The sequence below is a fragment of the Virgibacillus sp. Bac332 genome (assembly GCF_003667785.1).
Lineage (GTDB): Bacteria > Bacillota > Bacilli > Bacillales > Amphibacillaceae > Virgibacillus > Virgibacillus salarius.
This window is the reverse complement of record NZ_CP033046.1, coordinates 1,392,075-1,407,688: the sequence shown is the minus strand read 5'-3', so window position 1 is coordinate 1,407,688 and position 15,614 is coordinate 1,392,075. Positions and strand designations below refer to the sequence as shown.

Genomic DNA, 15,614 nt, shown 5'->3' with positions numbered 1-15,614 from the left:
CACAAATACTACATCCCAAAACTTAGCTCTCTTTTCACACAACTGGAATATCCGCGCAATAGTTTAACCTCCTCGTGAGTAGAGATATAATGACGAGGTCATCACAACCGTTACGATTACCACAGAAGTTTCGCATATTCCAGTTGCTTCATCTAACATTTTTAGGAGACATTTCTCTTTATCTTTAATCAAAGTACAAATGATGATGTAGCCTACATCCCTCGTTAAACACAGATCCACAGTGCATACATTTACTCATTTGCAAATACTGATTAATCGTTAATTCCGTTTTGCACACTCCACAAAGGATGGCTTTATTAGAAAATTCCTCTTCCTTCCATCTAGTAAACGTATGCTTTTCTGCTTCCTCGTGACAGTAATAACATGGATAATACGTTTGACACATTTTACATTTAATGGCGATAACATCTCTTTCGGAATGATAGTGGATACATCGTGTTTCAGAATCAACGACCTTACCGAATACCTGTATCATCTTTACCTTCTCCTTCATGCAGTACCCTAATCTTTTACCTTCACACCAAACAATTCGATAAAAGAAACGGCTTGCTCAGCTGAAATGATTGCTCCCTTTATTTCTTCGGCATTCGTATGAATCGTTGTAAATTGACAATCGCTTAAATCAACATTCTTTAAGGACGTACCTGTAAATTGGACATCATCAATCGTTGAATGTCCGAATTGAACATAGTCCCATTTCGAATCTAAAAAATTCGCACCCTTTAATAAACAATTCGTAAAACAAACATCACGCATATCCGTTTGATTAAATAAGGCATATGGAGCTTGACACTCTTGCCAATAAACATCACGAAGTTCCGTCTGATCAAAATCCGTTCCAGCTAATTTACAGTTTTTGAATAATACGCGATGAAAACGGGTCCTGCTAAAATCCACATGTGACAGATCGCAATCTTCAAGGATACTGTTGGACCAAGAAGAAAATGGCAGCTTTGACCCCGTTAGATTTACATTTCTAAAATGAACTTCCTCAAACCGCACATGCTCTGCTTCTATCGGACCATCAACATATGTAACCTTTCCGATTTCCACTAGTGTTTCATTGGAAATATCCGATAAAGATATCTGACTTAAACCTTCTGGTAATAGCGGCTGTTGAATCGTTCTTACTTTTCGCTTCATTAGCTTACCCTCCCATATCTTACGCTCAAGCATCGTTTTGAATTTTTTTCGTATAATTTAACTCCCATGAAATGCCGTTTCTATCGGTAACCATTGCATGCTTTGCACCCCAAAAGGTATCTTGTAACTTCATTTTCACCTCACCATCTTTAGCTAACGCTTCATAAATGTTGGTGATTTCCTCTTCACTTTCTAGATCTGGACCTAATAGGACATCACTACCTTGAATAATCTCCTCATCAAATACATCTGCCATATATAAAATACAGTCTTCATTTATATGCAATTCTGCATGAATATACTTACCTTCATGGCCCTGAAACATCTCAATACCATCTGACATCTGTGTATTTCTGATCTCGCCACCGAATACTTTTTGATAAAATGCTATTTCATCCTTGCAATTCTTAATTCGTAAATGGGGTACAATTTTTTTCATTTGTACTCCTCCTATTCATTATTTTCTTACATCATACCAATAGCACATTTTAAATGGAATATTTCATTTAAAATTTAAAAAAACAAGGATCAATTCCTCATACTACCAAAAACACGATTCATATATAGGTTGTTCTCGCGTTCCAACAGACTATTTAAATGTTAAAATATGTGGAATATTTTAACATTTAAATATCCCTAAATTTTCATTTTTATATTATAATATTTTATGTGCAAAAAGATAAATATGGAAATTAGGGGGATGGTTATGAAATTAGGGAAGTTTTTTGTAATCTTACTAATAGCTTTTATTTAACTTTTGTTTCTTTTAGTGATTCATTTAGTCACGAAGTAGAAGCAGCAAAAAAACCTAAAAGAGGTTATGTTGCTGCAACAACTACTTATCAGGTAGGAGGTCATAAATCTACCAGTAAAGGTATAGATATGTTTATGACTAAAGCTGATGCAAATGCATATGCTGCTAAGTTGAATATTAGTTATAAATCTACAATTGCATGGGCTGGAGCCTCTTTTATCCCTGGAATAGGTCCTTATATTTCAGTAGTGGGAGTTGCTTCTACTTTAGAGTCTCAAAAAAGAGCAAAGCAAATTTTAAAATTAACTAAAAAAGGAAAAAAAGTTCATGTTGCGATTCAAAGTGGTATGATATCTGTTAAAGAGTGGTATGGAAAGGCGTCATCTATAAAAACATCTATGCCCAAAAGTTCAACTAAAAAACGCGGTGGAATTACGACTAAAATAACCACTAAAGTTAATAAAAAACAAGTGAAATATTAATATTAAAATTCTCCCTCCTTCAGTTAAACTGAAATAAGGGAAATATTTACTTATAAGGAGATTCTATATGGATAAACGAAAGTATTTTATACTGTTGGTGCCAGCAATTATTATATTTGTAGCTTTATTGTTTTTATTACCAGAAGAAAATAAAGTTTATTCACTATTTGTTCCAATTGTATTTTGGATAGTATATTACGGTTTGAAAGGGAAAACTAAACTTGATCAAAAAAATAGATAAAAGAAATCTTGTAAACATGGCGAGACCTAACTGAATGAGAGACAGAAAAAAGTACCCTAAGTCATATTTTAAATAAAACTAATATGCTCCCCGATAGATAGACAGATGAAAAAATAAATCTGTTTGCCTACTGGGGAGATTTTTTATGAGAAAATATAGCGTTTGGAAAGAAATATAAATGGAGATTTTAAATTTTTATAACAATAGCCAAATTACGCTTAATGATGTGGCCGAATATATAAAGTTGATTCTAAACCGATCAAAGATTGGCAAAGTAATTGTCGATTTTTTGGAGAAGAAGATTTAAAGGCTCACAAATCACAAAATATTAGAAGGGCCAGCTAAGCCAAAATTAGTTCTGTCGTATCCACTTAACGAAATGCTGTCCCATACAAAAGTCCTCAACATTTTGATAAAATCTGAAACTTATACATTTGTCATTCGTACTAGTATAATGAAAGTATGCTAAGATAAGTTGAGGTGAATAGATGAGTATATTGGGACGTTTATTTGGCAAAAAGAATGATACCAATAAGCCAATACAAGAGAGAAATATGTTTAATCTTGAGATGAATGACATTGTAACCTTTGACCTAGAAGACTATAAAGTAGTCGGAAAAATCAATTACGATGATCACGGTTTTAAATGGCATGCATATCAGCTCGAGGGTACACATAAAACTATATGGTTGAGTGTTGAAATGGATGATGAGCTCAACCTCGGAATGTATGAAAAGATAAAATTACCGCTTCAAGAACCGATCCCCAAACAATTAGAATATGATGGTACAACGTACTACTTAGATGAATCAGGGACCGCTAGAGTAATAGGGGTTGGCCGTAGTCAAAATCTATCAGGGATGACTTGTCACTATTTTGATTACTACGACGATGATGAAGAGAAATTCTTATCCATCGAAAAATGGGGCAATGAAATTGAAGTTAGCACAGGCTACGAAATTGAAGAGTTTGAGTTGAAAATTATAGCTAGCAAGTAACATAAAATACTATTTTGGAGGAATGAACATGTTTAAATTTTTTAAGCGAATGAAAACCGTTGTTGAGTCCGAATTAAATTCTGTTTTAGATAAGGCAGAAGATCCAGTGAAAATGCTTGATCAATTCATGCGTGACATGGAAGAGGATATTCGTGAAGCAGAATCTGCTGTTGCCAAACAAATCGCCAATGAAAAAATGATGCAGAAGAAATACGAAGATGCTCAAAAAATGGTAACAAAACGAGACGAACAGGCGATTAAGGCAATCGAAGCAGGTAACGACGATCTAGCTAAACGCGCACTAGAAGACAAAAAGATGCATCAACAAACTGCTGAGTCATTAAAAGAATCGTATGAACGTGCTAAACAAGACTCCGCTTCATTACGCAATAAGCTTGATGAAATGAAAGCAGAGTACCAAGAAATGAAGCTCAAAAAAGATTCATTAAAAGCAAGAGCTGAATCGGCAAAAACTAGAACTAAAATGAATCGTACCCTATCTGGGATTGGTAGCGATGAATCAAAACAAGGCTTCGAACGTATGGAAGAGAAAGTATTAAAATTTGAAGCAGAGGCTGAAACCAGTGAAGATTTACGCAGTTCAAACCGTAGCTTAGATGATGAATTTGAAGCGTTAGAGAAAAGCGATGTCGATGATGAGCTTGCTGCTCTCAAAAAAAAATTAGGTAAAGAATAATACAAACACGTACAGCGTTTAACAAGTATATTCTAGACACTCAGAAGGAATATCCTCCTGAGTGTCTCTAATAGATAGATTTCCAAAAAAGAAGGTGAAACTTATGAAACGATCACTTTTCTTTATCTTGGTATCTGTTATGCTCCTGCTATCTGCATGTGGTAATAGTCAAGCTGGAACAACGACCGGATCATTTTTTAAAGATGGGATTGCTGAATTTATCGATACAAATTATACATTTCAGGATGTTGTTACTAGTCAAGAAAGTTCCTCTGATGTTTCTGAGATTTACATAGCAGAGAATAAAAGCATTGATGAGGTAGTTACTGAGTTACAGGAGTATCAAGAGCCCAACAAGGTAAGTGAGAAGACCGATCAAAAGCAAGCACTCGTCTATGATGATTTATTTATTATTATTACAGAGGATGAGAATGATCCAGATAACTCTACCGTTGAAATAGCCTCTCAACAATTCGTACGTGATAATTATAATCCAAACTTTTTTAACGGGTTATTTGCACTTTGGGTGTTGGACGAAGTACTAGATGTTGACGATTGGGCTAAGAAAAGGAAAAATAAATGTAAGAATACAAATGACTGTTACGGAGGCTACATTTCCTCAGGAGGTTTCTACAAGAATTCAGGTGACTCCTCTAAATCGGTTAGATCATCTTCTGTTCGCGGAGGCGGTCCAGGGGCTGGAAAGTAGTTTGAAAAACGTAAGAAAGTTGATTAGTAACAAGAGAAAGGATGAATAACATGGAGCCATTTATTTTAACAGTTGTATACTTCCTCATTGCTATCGCGATTGTTTTAATCGGATTAGCTATTTTTGAAGCAATGACAAGGAAATATAAGGATTGGGATGAAGTACTTAAAGGTAATCATGCAGTCTCATTATCTATCGGAGGAAAAATTGTTGGTATTTGTATTATTTTAGCATTCTCCATTTATCATAGTGCTAGTATCGTAGATACGATTATCTGGGGTGCGGTTGGGATTGTACTGCAGATGCTTGCATACTTATTATTTGAATTATTCACACGTAAATTCTCTGTGGAAGAGCAGCTATTAAAAGGAAACATTTCTGTTGGCATCATTAGCATGTGTGTCTCTATCGGACTAGGATTCGTGATCGGTGCTTCCATAACATAACGTTTTATACATGAATAATCATGTGTGAAAATAAAGGAAACCGAAGCTATAATCCGAGTATACGACGTTATATCCAGATAGTAGTTCAGCGTTTTATCGTTCAAATGGTGATGATCGCTACCAAAAGAATGGAAACAATAGTCCGTTCATTATGCAGGTAAAATATGGGTGACTCCTTGAAAATAGAAGAACGCTTTATCTGCGTGCGATGTATCGCTGCTGGAGCCTTCCATATCCTGCGGTAACAGCATGAGTTTAAAGCTCCACTCGGCTAAGCGAATTTTGCTTAGCCGAGTTTGCTTAGGCCGTACCCGTGGAAATCATCCCATTATTAAGATATACGCTCGGTTTAGTTATCTCTCATCTCCATTTATAAACATGAATATGTGCTATTCACGTTCTAAACAGAACCGAGTTTGGGAGAATAAAAGGAACACGTAAATACGCATGATAGCATAATAGACTTGTGGGTCTATTGTTTGGACTTTGTCTCATATTTGAAGTTAAACTAGCAAGATAGTGAAGCCTCATTCCTTGGGGGTTTTGTTTAACCCCCAAGGATGGCTAGTACCACAAGGGTATGACCTAAAGGCCCTTGAACCAATCGGACATTTACTGGCAGTTGTTACCCCCTCTTTCCTATAATAGTTTCACTGTTGCGTGAAGTCGGGGTATTACTGCCAGTTGTATGCAGGGTAAACTTTACACAACAACAAAAAGATCTTTTATACAAGGGGACCTACTTGTGACTGATTTAAATATGAAAAAAAGCAAGGCCATCTACTGGGCTTCTGGTATTGTATCCATTTGCGGGATTATCTTTGAAGTATTATTTGGTGCAGCTGGATCTTATCTGCTAGGGGATGGCGTGAAACAATATACGCTTACGATCTCCCTTTTCCTAACCGGTATGGGAATTGGTGCTTCCGTAAGTGAAAAAGTAACAAAAAATTTAATCCTATCCTTTGTTTGGATTGAATATTCCATTGGAATGCTTGCAGGGTTCTCCACCTTTGTATTATTCGGTGTTACTGCATTTTTAAGCTCTGGAATGGATGCATTTTTCCTTTATTTCATTACCTTAGTAGTTGGGGGGTTAACTGGTGTCGAGCTGCCTATTTTAATTCGCAAGGCAAACGAAATTGGTGTAACTGTACAAAAGAGTACAGCAAGAGTACTTTTCTCCGATTATGCTGGTGGTTTAATTGGTGGATTATTATTTGTCTATCTGTTTCGCCCACAATTCGGATTAGTTAAAACCGCATTTATTGTAGCAATTATAAATGTTGTAATAGCACTTTGGATATTAATCTATTTTAAAAAAGAAATAATTACCTTTAAGCGTCATTTGATAGCTGGAATAATAATTTTATTTGTTCTGGTGCTAGGAGTTTTATTTGGTGAAAAAACTGCATTTATGTTTGAACAAAAACTATACAAAGATCCAATCATATACAATGAACAAACTGACTATCAGCAAGTCATTTTAACAAAAGAACAAGGGGATTTACGATTATTTCTTGATGGACAGCTACAATTCAGTTCAGAAGATGAATATCGCTACCACGAAGTATTAGTACACACGCCTATGGCTACATCATCATCCAAGAACAAGGTACTCGTTCTTGGCGGTGGAGATGGACTGGCACTGCGGGAATTACAAAAATACGATGAAGTAAAATCGATGACATTGGTTGATCTAGACCCAAGAGTAACAGAAATAGGGAAAACAAATCATGAATTGACTAGCTTGAATAAAGATGCTTTTCAAGATGAGCGGGTTGAAATTATCAATACGGATGCCTTTCAGTTTTTAAAAAAGGACCAAACCTTATATGATGTCATTCTTGTAGATTTGCCAGATCCTAATAATGAGTCTTTAAACAAGCTATATACGCTTGAGTTTTATCAGCTGCTCAGGAATCATCTAAGGTCTGGTGGATCCATTATGATTCAAGCAACAAGTCCGACCTTTGCAACAGAGGTATATTGGTCAATAGATAAGACTGTTCAGGCTGCTAATCTGTATACAGATAACCTCCATGTCGATATCCCAAGCTTTGGAGATTGGGGGTTTGTGTTGGCAAAACGGGAAGAGGTCCAGCTAGATAATGCTGACATCTCTGTAGATACCAAATTCCTTACGAATGAGGTGTTACAAGGTCTTACAACATTCGGGAAGGATATAGATCAGGAAATAACGGACGATAAAGGGAATGAAGTAGCACTTGACATAAACACACTTATTCGCCCTAGTCTCATTGAAAAATATGAGAAAGCGTGGAGAAGTTACTAAGTGTATATGACTAAATACAGCTATGTCAGAAACCACGTCATTATGCATTTCTAAAGACACCCTTATACCCTCACTACAAGGGGCAGTTATGTTATCGCTGCTTAACAAGTGGGAAGTAAAATAAGTATACTATAAAAAATTGGCAGCCCTAGACGGAACTGCCAATTTTTTATAAATTATTTTCTAATTCCTTCATCACATGAAATGATCCTGTCGAAGTATTAGAGCATGCAACAAATATAATATCATTTTTCGGATAGTAACAAGCGTTAAAATTAACTCCTGGATCATAGCCCATTACATGGTACTTGAAGATAGAGTCATCCTGTTTGTCAAGCCAGACCCCGTACCCATAATACGTATTTCCTTCCTCATGTACATGAGGAGTAAATAACAGCTTCGTAAGATCTCGATTCAATAATTGATGGTTGAGCAGGGAACTCCAAAGCTTTGCCATATCCTCTACGGTTACAAAAGCTCCTCCATCTGCCCCGCCACGAACAGGTAAAGAATAGTGATTCGTTCGCCAGCTTCCATTTGCTTCATCTATATACCCTAAAGCTGTCTGTCCAGGCAACTGGTCGAATGAAAAATATCCCGAATCATGCATGTTCGCTCTTTGAAAAATATGGTCGTTTATATAGGCAGTAAACTCCTGTCCACTTATATGTTCAATTACCAAACCAAGCAATATATAGCCCGTGTTATTATAGTGGAACCGCTCCCCCGGCTTCAATTTCATCGGTTGATTATGAAAAAGAGGAAGAAAATCACGTAATTGTCTTAGATGATACATGGGCTGCTCTTTCCATAATTCTTCAAAATCATCCATCACTTCTTCATCAAAATAGTCTGGTACCCCAGCAGTATGTGTAAGTAACTGATGTATCGTAATGGTATCGTCCCAAAGTGGTAGCTCCATCCCGATGCAATCCTTTAGATGATCATGAAAAGATAGCTTTCCAGCTTGCACTAACTGACAAATAGCAATCGCTGTAAACAATTTACACCCAGAAGCAATACCAAATTTAGTATCCATTTCATTTGGCAGTTGCTCTGCCCGATTTCTGTAGCCTGCTTGTATTTTTGCTAAGACTTGCCTTTCGTTTTTCACAAGCACTGTCCCTGAATAATTAATCTTCTCTTGCACTTCCGTCAGTTTATTGGTTATTAATTGTTTCATAGTCTACGCCTCCATAGTTGCTTTTTTTCTTGAGATAACTGATATTTTCGGAAATAATTATGTACCTCCGAAAAAAAGCAAATGGATTATAGCGTTCTCATGATCATATATCTCATAACGATCTCCTCCTTTGAAAAGGATATCATCGATTTATATCAACCGCAATAAAATTATTGGAAAAAATCGAAAATAAATTGAAGGCTTACTGCTAGTTAAATGCGGGATAAACTTTTTAGGGTTGCATAGCATTGCTAGTTTTTTTATTTATTCTTATGCGCTATCTTGTTTTTCAAAATGGCATTTCCTACTGTTGGATGAAAAAGATGCATTGGAGGCTGTAGCAAATTCATGACCTTTACTAATCGAAGATAAATATCAGGATCTATAGCGGATAACTCATAAATCTTTCTCGTGTACCACTGCTTAAATGGTAAAATAATAGACCTCTCCCCCTTAATATCAGGATGTCTCAACACTTCCGTGGTTGCCATATCCCACGGAGTAGATATGAGCTTAGCTATTCGTCTATGAAATGCCTTATTAAATTTATGATCCATATTTTCCTGATCAGCTAAACATGATTGGAGTGCTAATGCCTCCATGGCAGCAACGGATATTCCTTGTCCAAAAACTGGGTCAAAACGACAATGGGCATCACCTACAACCAAGAGACCAGCTGGTACATTGGCTAAATCAAATCTTCGCCATACTTGATAGGGTATCTTATGTATGTTGATCTCGGAAATCGGCTGCGTTTTTTCGAGAAATTGCGCAACATCAGGTACTGGTATTTTTTTGGCATACGCATGAAATGCTTTTTCCGTTTTTGGAGGCTGTTCATTAGCATAACCACTAAAGGTTATAGAAAATCGTCCACCTTCTACAGATTGAATAAAAGCTCCATAGGGATTTTCAGGAAAGCTAGGTGAGATCAATAGATTACACCAATCCATTTCTTCCTCCTGCTGCAAACGAAAATATTGGGTAGCATAAAAAAGCTTAATCGCGATCTTCTCCTCTTTCACATGTATACGAAACGGCTTTAGCCACTCCATATTCCTAGAGCCAAACCCACTAGCATCAACTACTAAGTCAGCAGTAATGGATTCTTCCTCTTGTGTTTGCAGATACTTTACTTTAACCCCTGTAACTTTGCTATAGCGTTCATTGGCCAATAGTTGTTCAACACGTGTTTCATATTTGACCTCTATATTTTCCACCTGATTAATCCGCTGCAGTAAATGCCATTCCAACAATGGCCTACTCTGTTGTACCATCACTAGTTCCCCAGTAAATCGCTGTTTCCAAAACCCAAAATGATGCCATTTTAAATCTCGAGTAAAGTTATTGATAATTCCCCCATCCGCAATTAAGTTATCAAGAAAACACGGGAACAATTCTTCGATGGCCTCTTCTCCACCTTTTAGTAGAACATGCGGATGATAGGTTTGCGGTACTCGCTTTCTTGGTGTTTTTTCCTCCCAATTTGGCCCTGCCTCTAAGATGATTACTTTCTGACAATATCTTGATAAGGCCTTTGCAGCTAGTTTTCCAGCAACACTTCCACCTATAACAATTGCGCTCTTTAACATGTATCATTCCCCATTCCGTTATATCCTTTTGATTATTCTCAGTATAAGGTAACCCTCTCCTTTTTAAAATAATCAATAAGCTTTATTTTCTAACTATTTATGTAACGAATTACATATATATAAGAGGAGTGATATCATGAATTTTCCACTAACGAAGTAGTAGAAATTTTAGAGCATTCCCCGAGAAATCTAGAAATGACCCCAAAACAGATTGAGGTCATTCTTTTTATTACGTCAAATTTTATCCTATCTACTATAGCGCTCTTTGTTTTATTTGATGAATCATTTTTTCGATAAATTTATCTACATCCATACTTTCGGATTGCTGCTTACCATAAGCACGAACATTTACTGTTTTATTTTCTATTTCCTTATCTCCAAGAACTAGCATATAAGGAATCTTCTTCATCTGCGCCTCTCTAATTTTATATCCCAGCTTCTCATTTCGATCATCTATTTTTACTCTTATCCCTAGCTCCTTAAGTTTCGCTTGAACATGAAAACAATAATCAGCATGGACCTTTGATACAGGAATGATTTGTGTCTGTATTGGTGCTAGCCAAATTGGAAATGCACCAGCAAAGTGTTCAATAAGAATACCAAAGAATCGGTCAAGAGAACCGAAGATTGCTCGGTGAATGACTACAGGTCGAACCTTTTCATTGTTTTCACTTATATAAGATAGATCAAATTTATCTGGCATTTGAAAGTCGAGCTGAATTGTTGCGCACTGATGACTTCGATTTAAGGCATCTTTAATATGAAAATCGATTTTCGGACCATAGAAAGCCCCGTCTCCAGCATTGAGCTGATAATCAATATTTAGATCATGAAGCACATTTGATAATGCCCCTTCTGAAACTGCCCATAGCTGGTCATCCCCTAAAGAATTGGCTGGACGTGTGGAGAGTTCCACCGAATAAGAAAAACCAAATGTACGATAAACATGATCAATCAGATGAAACACTTGCTTAATCTCTTCTTCTATTTGATCTTCCCTTACAAAGATATGGGCATCATCCTGACAAAATGTACGTACACGTAGCATTCCATTTAAAGCACCACTAAATTCATGGCGATGAACCTGACCAAACTCCGCAATTCGAACTGGTAAGTCTCGGTACGAGTAAAGATTATTTTTAAACATCAACATATGTCCAGGGCAGTTCATTGGCTTCAGTGCAAAATCCGTATCATCAACTTCTGTAAAATACATATTCTCATGGTAATGATCCCAATGTCCTGATTGTTCCCACAGACGTTGATTCATCATTAATGGTGTACGTACTTCTAGATAGTTTGCTTTATTTTGTACTTCTCGAGAAAAATTCTCTAATTCGTTACGAATGATTTGACCATTTGGTAAGTAAAACGGCATTCCTGGTGCTTCTTCGGAAAACATAAAAAGCTCTAATTGCTTTCCTAATTTCCGATGATCTCGCTTTTTGGCTTCTGCTAAGAAATGAAGATGATTGGCTAAATCTGCCTGCTTCTTAAAGGCAAAGCCATAGATACGTTGTAAAACCTCGTTTTCACTATCACCTCGCCAATAGGCTCCTGAGATATGCGATAGCTTAAATGCTCTAATAAAGCCAGTATGCGGCACATGGGGACCACGGCATAAATCAATAAATTCTCCCTGCTGATACAGTGCTATTTCTTCATCCTTCGGTAGATTGTTTAGTAAATCTAGTTTAAATGGCTCTTTTTTCTCCTTAAATACCTGTACAGCCTCTTCATAGGATACTACCTTTCGATTCACTTCTAGCTCTTCCTGAATAATGTTCTTCATTTCTTTTTCGATAAGCTGAAAATCATCCAAGCTCAAGCTATGGTCAAGTTGAAAATCATAATAAAAGCCATTGTCAATGACTGGACCAATTCCTAGCTTCACGCCTCCGAACAACCTTTTTACCGCTTGGGCTAATACATGGGCAGTCGAATGTCGCATAACTTTAATACCCTCAGCTGAATCCATTGTTAATATAGCAACAGATGCATCCGCTTCTAATCGGTAGCTTAAATCGACTAATCTACCATCAACCTTTCCTATAATTGCATGTTTGGATAAGCTTTGACTAATGGATGATGCTACATCTGTAAGTCTAATCCCCTTCGGATATTTTTTTGCTTTTCCATCCGGAAATTGAATATGAATTGAATTTTTCATTTTAGATCCTCCCTCTATATACTTTAATTATCTTCAAAATACTCTTGTTTTCTTAGAATTAATCAAGCACCATTTCATTGAATGTATTGATGGATAAAGCGTTTAATCAGAGTACAGAATATTCTAACCGGGTTTTATCCATCCTAACAGCCAAATTGTGTACATTTGGTTGAAAAGGGATATAACCATGCCCTCATTCTCCACACCGCTTATGGTCGCTCACCCTCCCATGTATCACGGGATTTTAATCCATACATTCCTTCGTCCTGCGTATCCACAAGGTGGAGGTCGGAAAAAGCTCCTATGCTGGGTCTGGTGCCCGAATGGAATAAATAATCTCCGACTCTGCATTATTGGTGTTTGTTCATTCCAAAACTTAGATGCATTTTTTCAACTACTTTGAAATAGCTTAAACTGCCTGCAATTCTTTCATTTGAGTTAAACCTTGTAATAGCTTGCTACCTTCAAATTCACATTGTTTTCTGCCAATCACAAACAGTACACGTAGTAATTTGCCGCACATTGCAATCAATGACTGTTGTTTCTTCAACGGGTTGACGGATCGGGTCGTGTAATATCTGTGCAGGGTCTTGAACGTCGAGTTACTGGCTACTAATGGCCTAACGGCCAGATATAAAGCTTTTCTCAGCTTTTTCCGCCCTCGTTTTGTTATCCTTGTTTGTCCCTTGAACTTCCCTGAACTATGTTCTCGTAACGACAAACCTGCCATATTGACCAGCTGTTGTGGATGGTCATATTTTTTGAGGTCTCCGACCTCAGAGAGAAAGGTGGCTATGGTGATTGGCCCCAGCCCTTTAATATTCATCATTTCCTGGGCGCCTGGAATGTCTTTCATGAGATCTGTAATTTCCATGTCCAGTTCGGTTAATTGGCTCTGATAGAGCTCGTATTGGTCTAAGAGACTGTGTATTTCTTTTCTTGCGAAACGCAATCCAACTTCAATGCCGACACTCTTCCTTGCCTTCTCAATGAACTGAGTTGCACGCTTGATTCCGACGCCTCGCTTAATTGTCGTTTTCCATTGTGCTAATACTTCCTCCGGAGTCACGCCTCGGAGGTCGGATGGAAACGGAAAGTTACGTAAGCTGAATAAAGCTGTCTTGCCTTCCCAGTCTTTGAATACATCATTAAACTCTGGGAAATATCGCTGAATATGGTTTTGAATGCGTCCTTCAATGATAATCAGCTGTTTGACGAGTTGATCTCGTAATTTGATCCCTTCCCGCAGTTCGGCATAAATGCCATCGAGAAGATTTGGTACGGAGTATCGTCCGTCTTTTATCAGCTGTGCAATGACACGCGCATCCTTGGTGTCATTTTTCGTTGGTGAGTTATCATCGAGTTCTTTGGACTTTTTCACGTGCATAGGGTTTACCAGCACAAAGTTAATATCTTTTGCTTTCAGATAATAAGCAAGGCTCAGCCAAAAGTGTCCTGTTGGCTCTGCACCGATGATTAATTCACTTTTACGGTGTTCTTTTTGAAGTCTGGAGACCCAGTTTAAAAGCTGTTCAAAGCCATGAACGCGATTGTCGAAGATCAGTCGTTTTCCAAATTCAAACCCTCGGTCATCCTGCGCACGTGCCACGTGTTTGTTTTTAGCGATGTCGATTCCTACAATTAATGTTTCTGGTGTGATTTGCGATAGTTTGTGATTTTGATTATAATTCATAGTGGGTCCTCTCCTTGGTATTTATTAATTTCGGGGTCAATGCGCATTGACACCCTGTACTATACCAAGGGGGCTCTTTTTTGTTCAACCCTCAAATTTCTTCATTACAGGAATGCTCCTTAATAATATTCATTATCTTTTCATTTTGGCTACAATAAAAAACACCCATCCCTAGTACAGGGACGAGTGTCTTACCCGTGGTTCCACCCATTTTCCCAATGAACCATTTACGTTCATTGGCTTATGGTGCTGTAACGTAGCTTTACGGTACTGGATACTTTATTTCCCCAATACGGCTTCCAAGGTGGTAAATCATTTTCCTTCGTTAGGAAGATCGCAGCTTTCCTTCCCTCTCTGGTAACGGCAAAAAATAATTCATGTCCTCTTCATCGCCATTCGATCGCATACAATTAACTTGCTTAGAGCGAAAGCGCAAGCGCCCGATTAGAAACGTAGGGACTGGAGCGAGTCAACGGAGATAAAGGAATCACGGTGAGCTTGCGAACCGATGATAACTTATCGTAAAGCGATTCGTGAAGTCCAATCGTTTCTGGGCGCTTCCCAACACGCCCCTATTTATCCACATGGGCCAATTTTTTATATTTTCCTAGAGACTACAAAAAACACATCCATCCCTAACATAGGGACGAATGTGTTAATTCGTGGTTCCACCCAACTTCCCAATAAACAATAGGCGTTCATTGGCTTATGGCGCTGTAACGTAGCTTCACGGTACTGGATACTTTATTTCCCCAATACAGCCTCAGAGGTGGTAACTTACATTATAGGTTAGGAAGTTTTCAGCATTTCTTCCTTCTCTGGAAACCGTCTAAAGTAACTCATGTCCTCTTCATTGCCTTTTCATAACGTTTAATTTTTATATATGCTACACCAAATCCAAGGAAAAAACAAGTGGTAATCACATAGTTTTTTAATCCCTTTTTCATAAACTTTATTCTAAATGGGGCTTGGATTTTAGCATTTACTCAGGAAAAAATTTTACTCTAAACTGTTATCATTTTCCTATTACTTTTATCTATTATTTCGATTTATTATCGTGTTAATACTAATTCTGCCAGCAGTCTCTTTGATCGCACTCCCTTTTCTATCTATTCGGGATGGGTTTCTTTAGCTAGTATAAGTTAATGTATTTACTTACCTCACCAGAAATGATTTCACTTCCTTTTTT

The 15,614-nt window shown here is 37.4% G+C and carries 14 protein-coding genes; 7 read left to right on the top strand and 7 right to left on the bottom strand.

The annotated features are described in order from the left end of the window. Positions 1-184 precede the first annotated feature (184 nt). Genes D9782_RS06735 through D9782_RS06725 form a run of 3 tightly spaced genes read right to left on the bottom strand, consistent with a single transcriptional unit; the run spans position 185 to position 1,603 of the window. Positions 185-496 carry a CHY zinc finger protein gene (locus D9782_RS06735; RefSeq protein ID WP_026682137.1) on the bottom strand — a complete coding sequence of 104 codons (312 nt, stop codon included), beginning with the start codon at positions 494-496 and terminating at the stop codon, positions 185-187. Positions 497-522: 26 nt separating this feature from the next. Further along, the gene (locus D9782_RS06730; protein ID WP_162986342.1) at positions 523-1,164 is read right to left on the bottom strand and encodes a pentapeptide repeat-containing protein; all 642 of its coding nucleotides are present in this window, start codon (positions 1,162-1,164) and stop codon (positions 523-525) included. A 25-nt stretch (positions 1,165-1,189) separates the two neighbouring features. Next, complete coding sequence (locus tag D9782_RS06725; RefSeq protein ID WP_121604366.1) at positions 1,190-1,603, bottom strand: VOC family protein; 414 nt, start codon at positions 1,601-1,603, stop codon at positions 1,190-1,192. A gap of 449 nt (positions 1,604-2,052) precedes the next feature. Here D9782_RS06725 and D9782_RS06720 point away from each other — a divergent pair, with 449 nt between their 5' ends. From D9782_RS06720 to D9782_RS06695, 7 genes are all read left to right on the top strand, one after another. Continuing rightward, positions 2,053-2,400: a hypothetical protein gene (locus D9782_RS06720; RefSeq protein WP_152525439.1), complete on the top strand. Its 348-nt coding sequence runs from the start codon at positions 2,053-2,055 to the stop codon at positions 2,398-2,400. Positions 2,401-2,467: 67 nt separating this feature from the next. Then, positions 2,468-2,641: a hypothetical protein gene (locus D9782_RS22750; protein WP_162986341.1), complete on the top strand. Its 174-nt coding sequence runs from the start codon at positions 2,468-2,470 to the stop codon at positions 2,639-2,641. 488 nt (positions 2,642-3,129) lie between these two features. Beyond that, the gene (locus D9782_RS06715) at positions 3,130-3,639 is read left to right on the top strand and encodes a DUF4178 domain-containing protein (RefSeq protein ID WP_121604365.1); all 510 of its coding nucleotides are present in this window, start codon (positions 3,130-3,132) and stop codon (positions 3,637-3,639) included. A 28-nt stretch (positions 3,640-3,667) separates the two neighbouring features. After that, positions 3,668-4,336: a PspA/IM30 family protein gene (locus D9782_RS06710; RefSeq protein ID WP_026682132.1), complete on the top strand. Its 669-nt coding sequence runs from the start codon at positions 3,668-3,670 to the stop codon at positions 4,334-4,336. 103 nt (positions 4,337-4,439) lie between these two features. Then, positions 4,440-5,045, top strand: coding sequence for a DUF4247 domain-containing protein (locus D9782_RS06705; RefSeq protein ID WP_051388372.1), 606 nt, complete (start codon positions 4,440-4,442; stop codon positions 5,043-5,045). A gap of 50 nt (positions 5,046-5,095) precedes the next feature. Then, a complete protein-coding gene (locus D9782_RS06700) occupies positions 5,096-5,491 on the top strand; it encodes a DUF350 domain-containing protein (protein WP_026682130.1) in 396 nt (131 codons plus the stop codon). 688 nt (positions 5,492-6,179) lie between these two features. After that, a complete protein-coding gene (locus D9782_RS06695; protein ID WP_051388371.1) occupies positions 6,180-7,787 on the top strand; it encodes a polyamine aminopropyltransferase in 1,608 nt (535 codons plus the stop codon). Between the two features lie 169 nt (positions 7,788-7,956). Here the strand turns inward: D9782_RS06695 and D9782_RS06690 are convergent, their stop codons facing one another. The 4 genes from D9782_RS06690 to D9782_RS06675 form a co-directional block, all read right to left on the bottom strand. Next, complete coding sequence (locus D9782_RS06690) at positions 7,957-8,970, bottom strand: serine hydrolase domain-containing protein (protein ID WP_026682127.1); 1,014 nt, start codon at positions 8,968-8,970, stop codon at positions 7,957-7,959. 260 nt (positions 8,971-9,230) lie between these two features. Further along, positions 9,231-10,562, bottom strand: a complete 1,332-nt coding sequence (locus tag D9782_RS06685; RefSeq protein ID WP_121604364.1) for an NAD(P)/FAD-dependent oxidoreductase — start codon at positions 10,560-10,562, stop codon at positions 9,231-9,233. A gap of 253 nt (positions 10,563-10,815) precedes the next feature. Further along, positions 10,816-12,732, bottom strand: coding sequence for a threonine--tRNA ligase (thrS, locus tag D9782_RS06680; protein ID WP_121604363.1), 1,917 nt, complete (start codon positions 12,730-12,732; stop codon positions 10,816-10,818). Positions 12,733-13,141: 409 nt separating this feature from the next. After that, positions 13,142-14,425 (bottom strand): IS110 family RNA-guided transposase, encoded by a 1,284-nt coding sequence (locus D9782_RS06675; RefSeq protein WP_121603878.1) that lies wholly within the window; start codon positions 14,423-14,425, stop codon positions 13,142-13,144. Positions 14,426-15,614: the final 1,189 nt, after the last annotated feature.

Bases quoted from the DNA above. Each gene is read 5' to 3' on its own strand.
- D9782_RS06695 (WP_051388371.1), top strand. From the start codon at position 6,180: ATGCAGGGTAAACTTTACACAACAACAAAAAGATCTTTTATACAAGGG.
- D9782_RS06705 (WP_051388372.1), top strand. From the start codon at position 4,440: ATGAAACGATCACTTTTCTTTATCTTGGTATCTGTTATGCTCCTGCTA.
- D9782_RS06710 (WP_026682132.1), top strand. From the start codon at position 3,668: ATGTTTAAATTTTTTAAGCGAATGAAAACCGTTGTTGAGTCCGAATTA.
- D9782_RS06675 (WP_121603878.1), bottom strand. From the start codon at position 14,425: ATGAATTATAATCAAAATCACAAACTATCGCAAATCACACCAGAAACA.
- D9782_RS06685 (WP_121604364.1), bottom strand. From the start codon at position 10,562: ATGTTAAAGAGCGCAATTGTTATAGGTGGAAGTGTTGCTGGAAAACTA.
- thrS (WP_121604363.1), bottom strand. From the start codon at position 12,732: ATGAAAAATTCAATTCATATTCAATTTCCGGATGGAAAAGCAAAAAAA.
- D9782_RS22750 (WP_162986341.1), top strand. From the start codon at position 2,468: ATGGATAAACGAAAGTATTTTATACTGTTGGTGCCAGCAATTATTATA.
- D9782_RS06725 (WP_121604366.1), bottom strand. From the start codon at position 1,603: ATGAAAAAAATTGTACCCCATTTACGAATTAAGAATTGCAAGGATGAA.
- D9782_RS06720 (WP_152525439.1), top strand. From the start codon at position 2,053: ATGACTAAAGCTGATGCAAATGCATATGCTGCTAAGTTGAATATTAGT.
- D9782_RS06700 (WP_026682130.1), top strand. From the start codon at position 5,096: ATGGAGCCATTTATTTTAACAGTTGTATACTTCCTCATTGCTATCGCG.
- D9782_RS06715 (WP_121604365.1), top strand. From the start codon at position 3,130: ATGAGTATATTGGGACGTTTATTTGGCAAAAAGAATGATACCAATAAG.
- D9782_RS06730 (WP_162986342.1), bottom strand. From the start codon at position 1,164: ATGAAGCGAAAAGTAAGAACGATTCAACAGCCGCTATTACCAGAAGGT.
- D9782_RS06690 (WP_026682127.1), bottom strand. From the start codon at position 8,970: ATGAAACAATTAATAACCAATAAACTGACGGAAGTGCAAGAGAAGATT.
- D9782_RS06735 (WP_026682137.1), bottom strand. From the start codon at position 496: ATGATACAGGTATTCGGTAAGGTCGTTGATTCTGAAACACGATGTATC.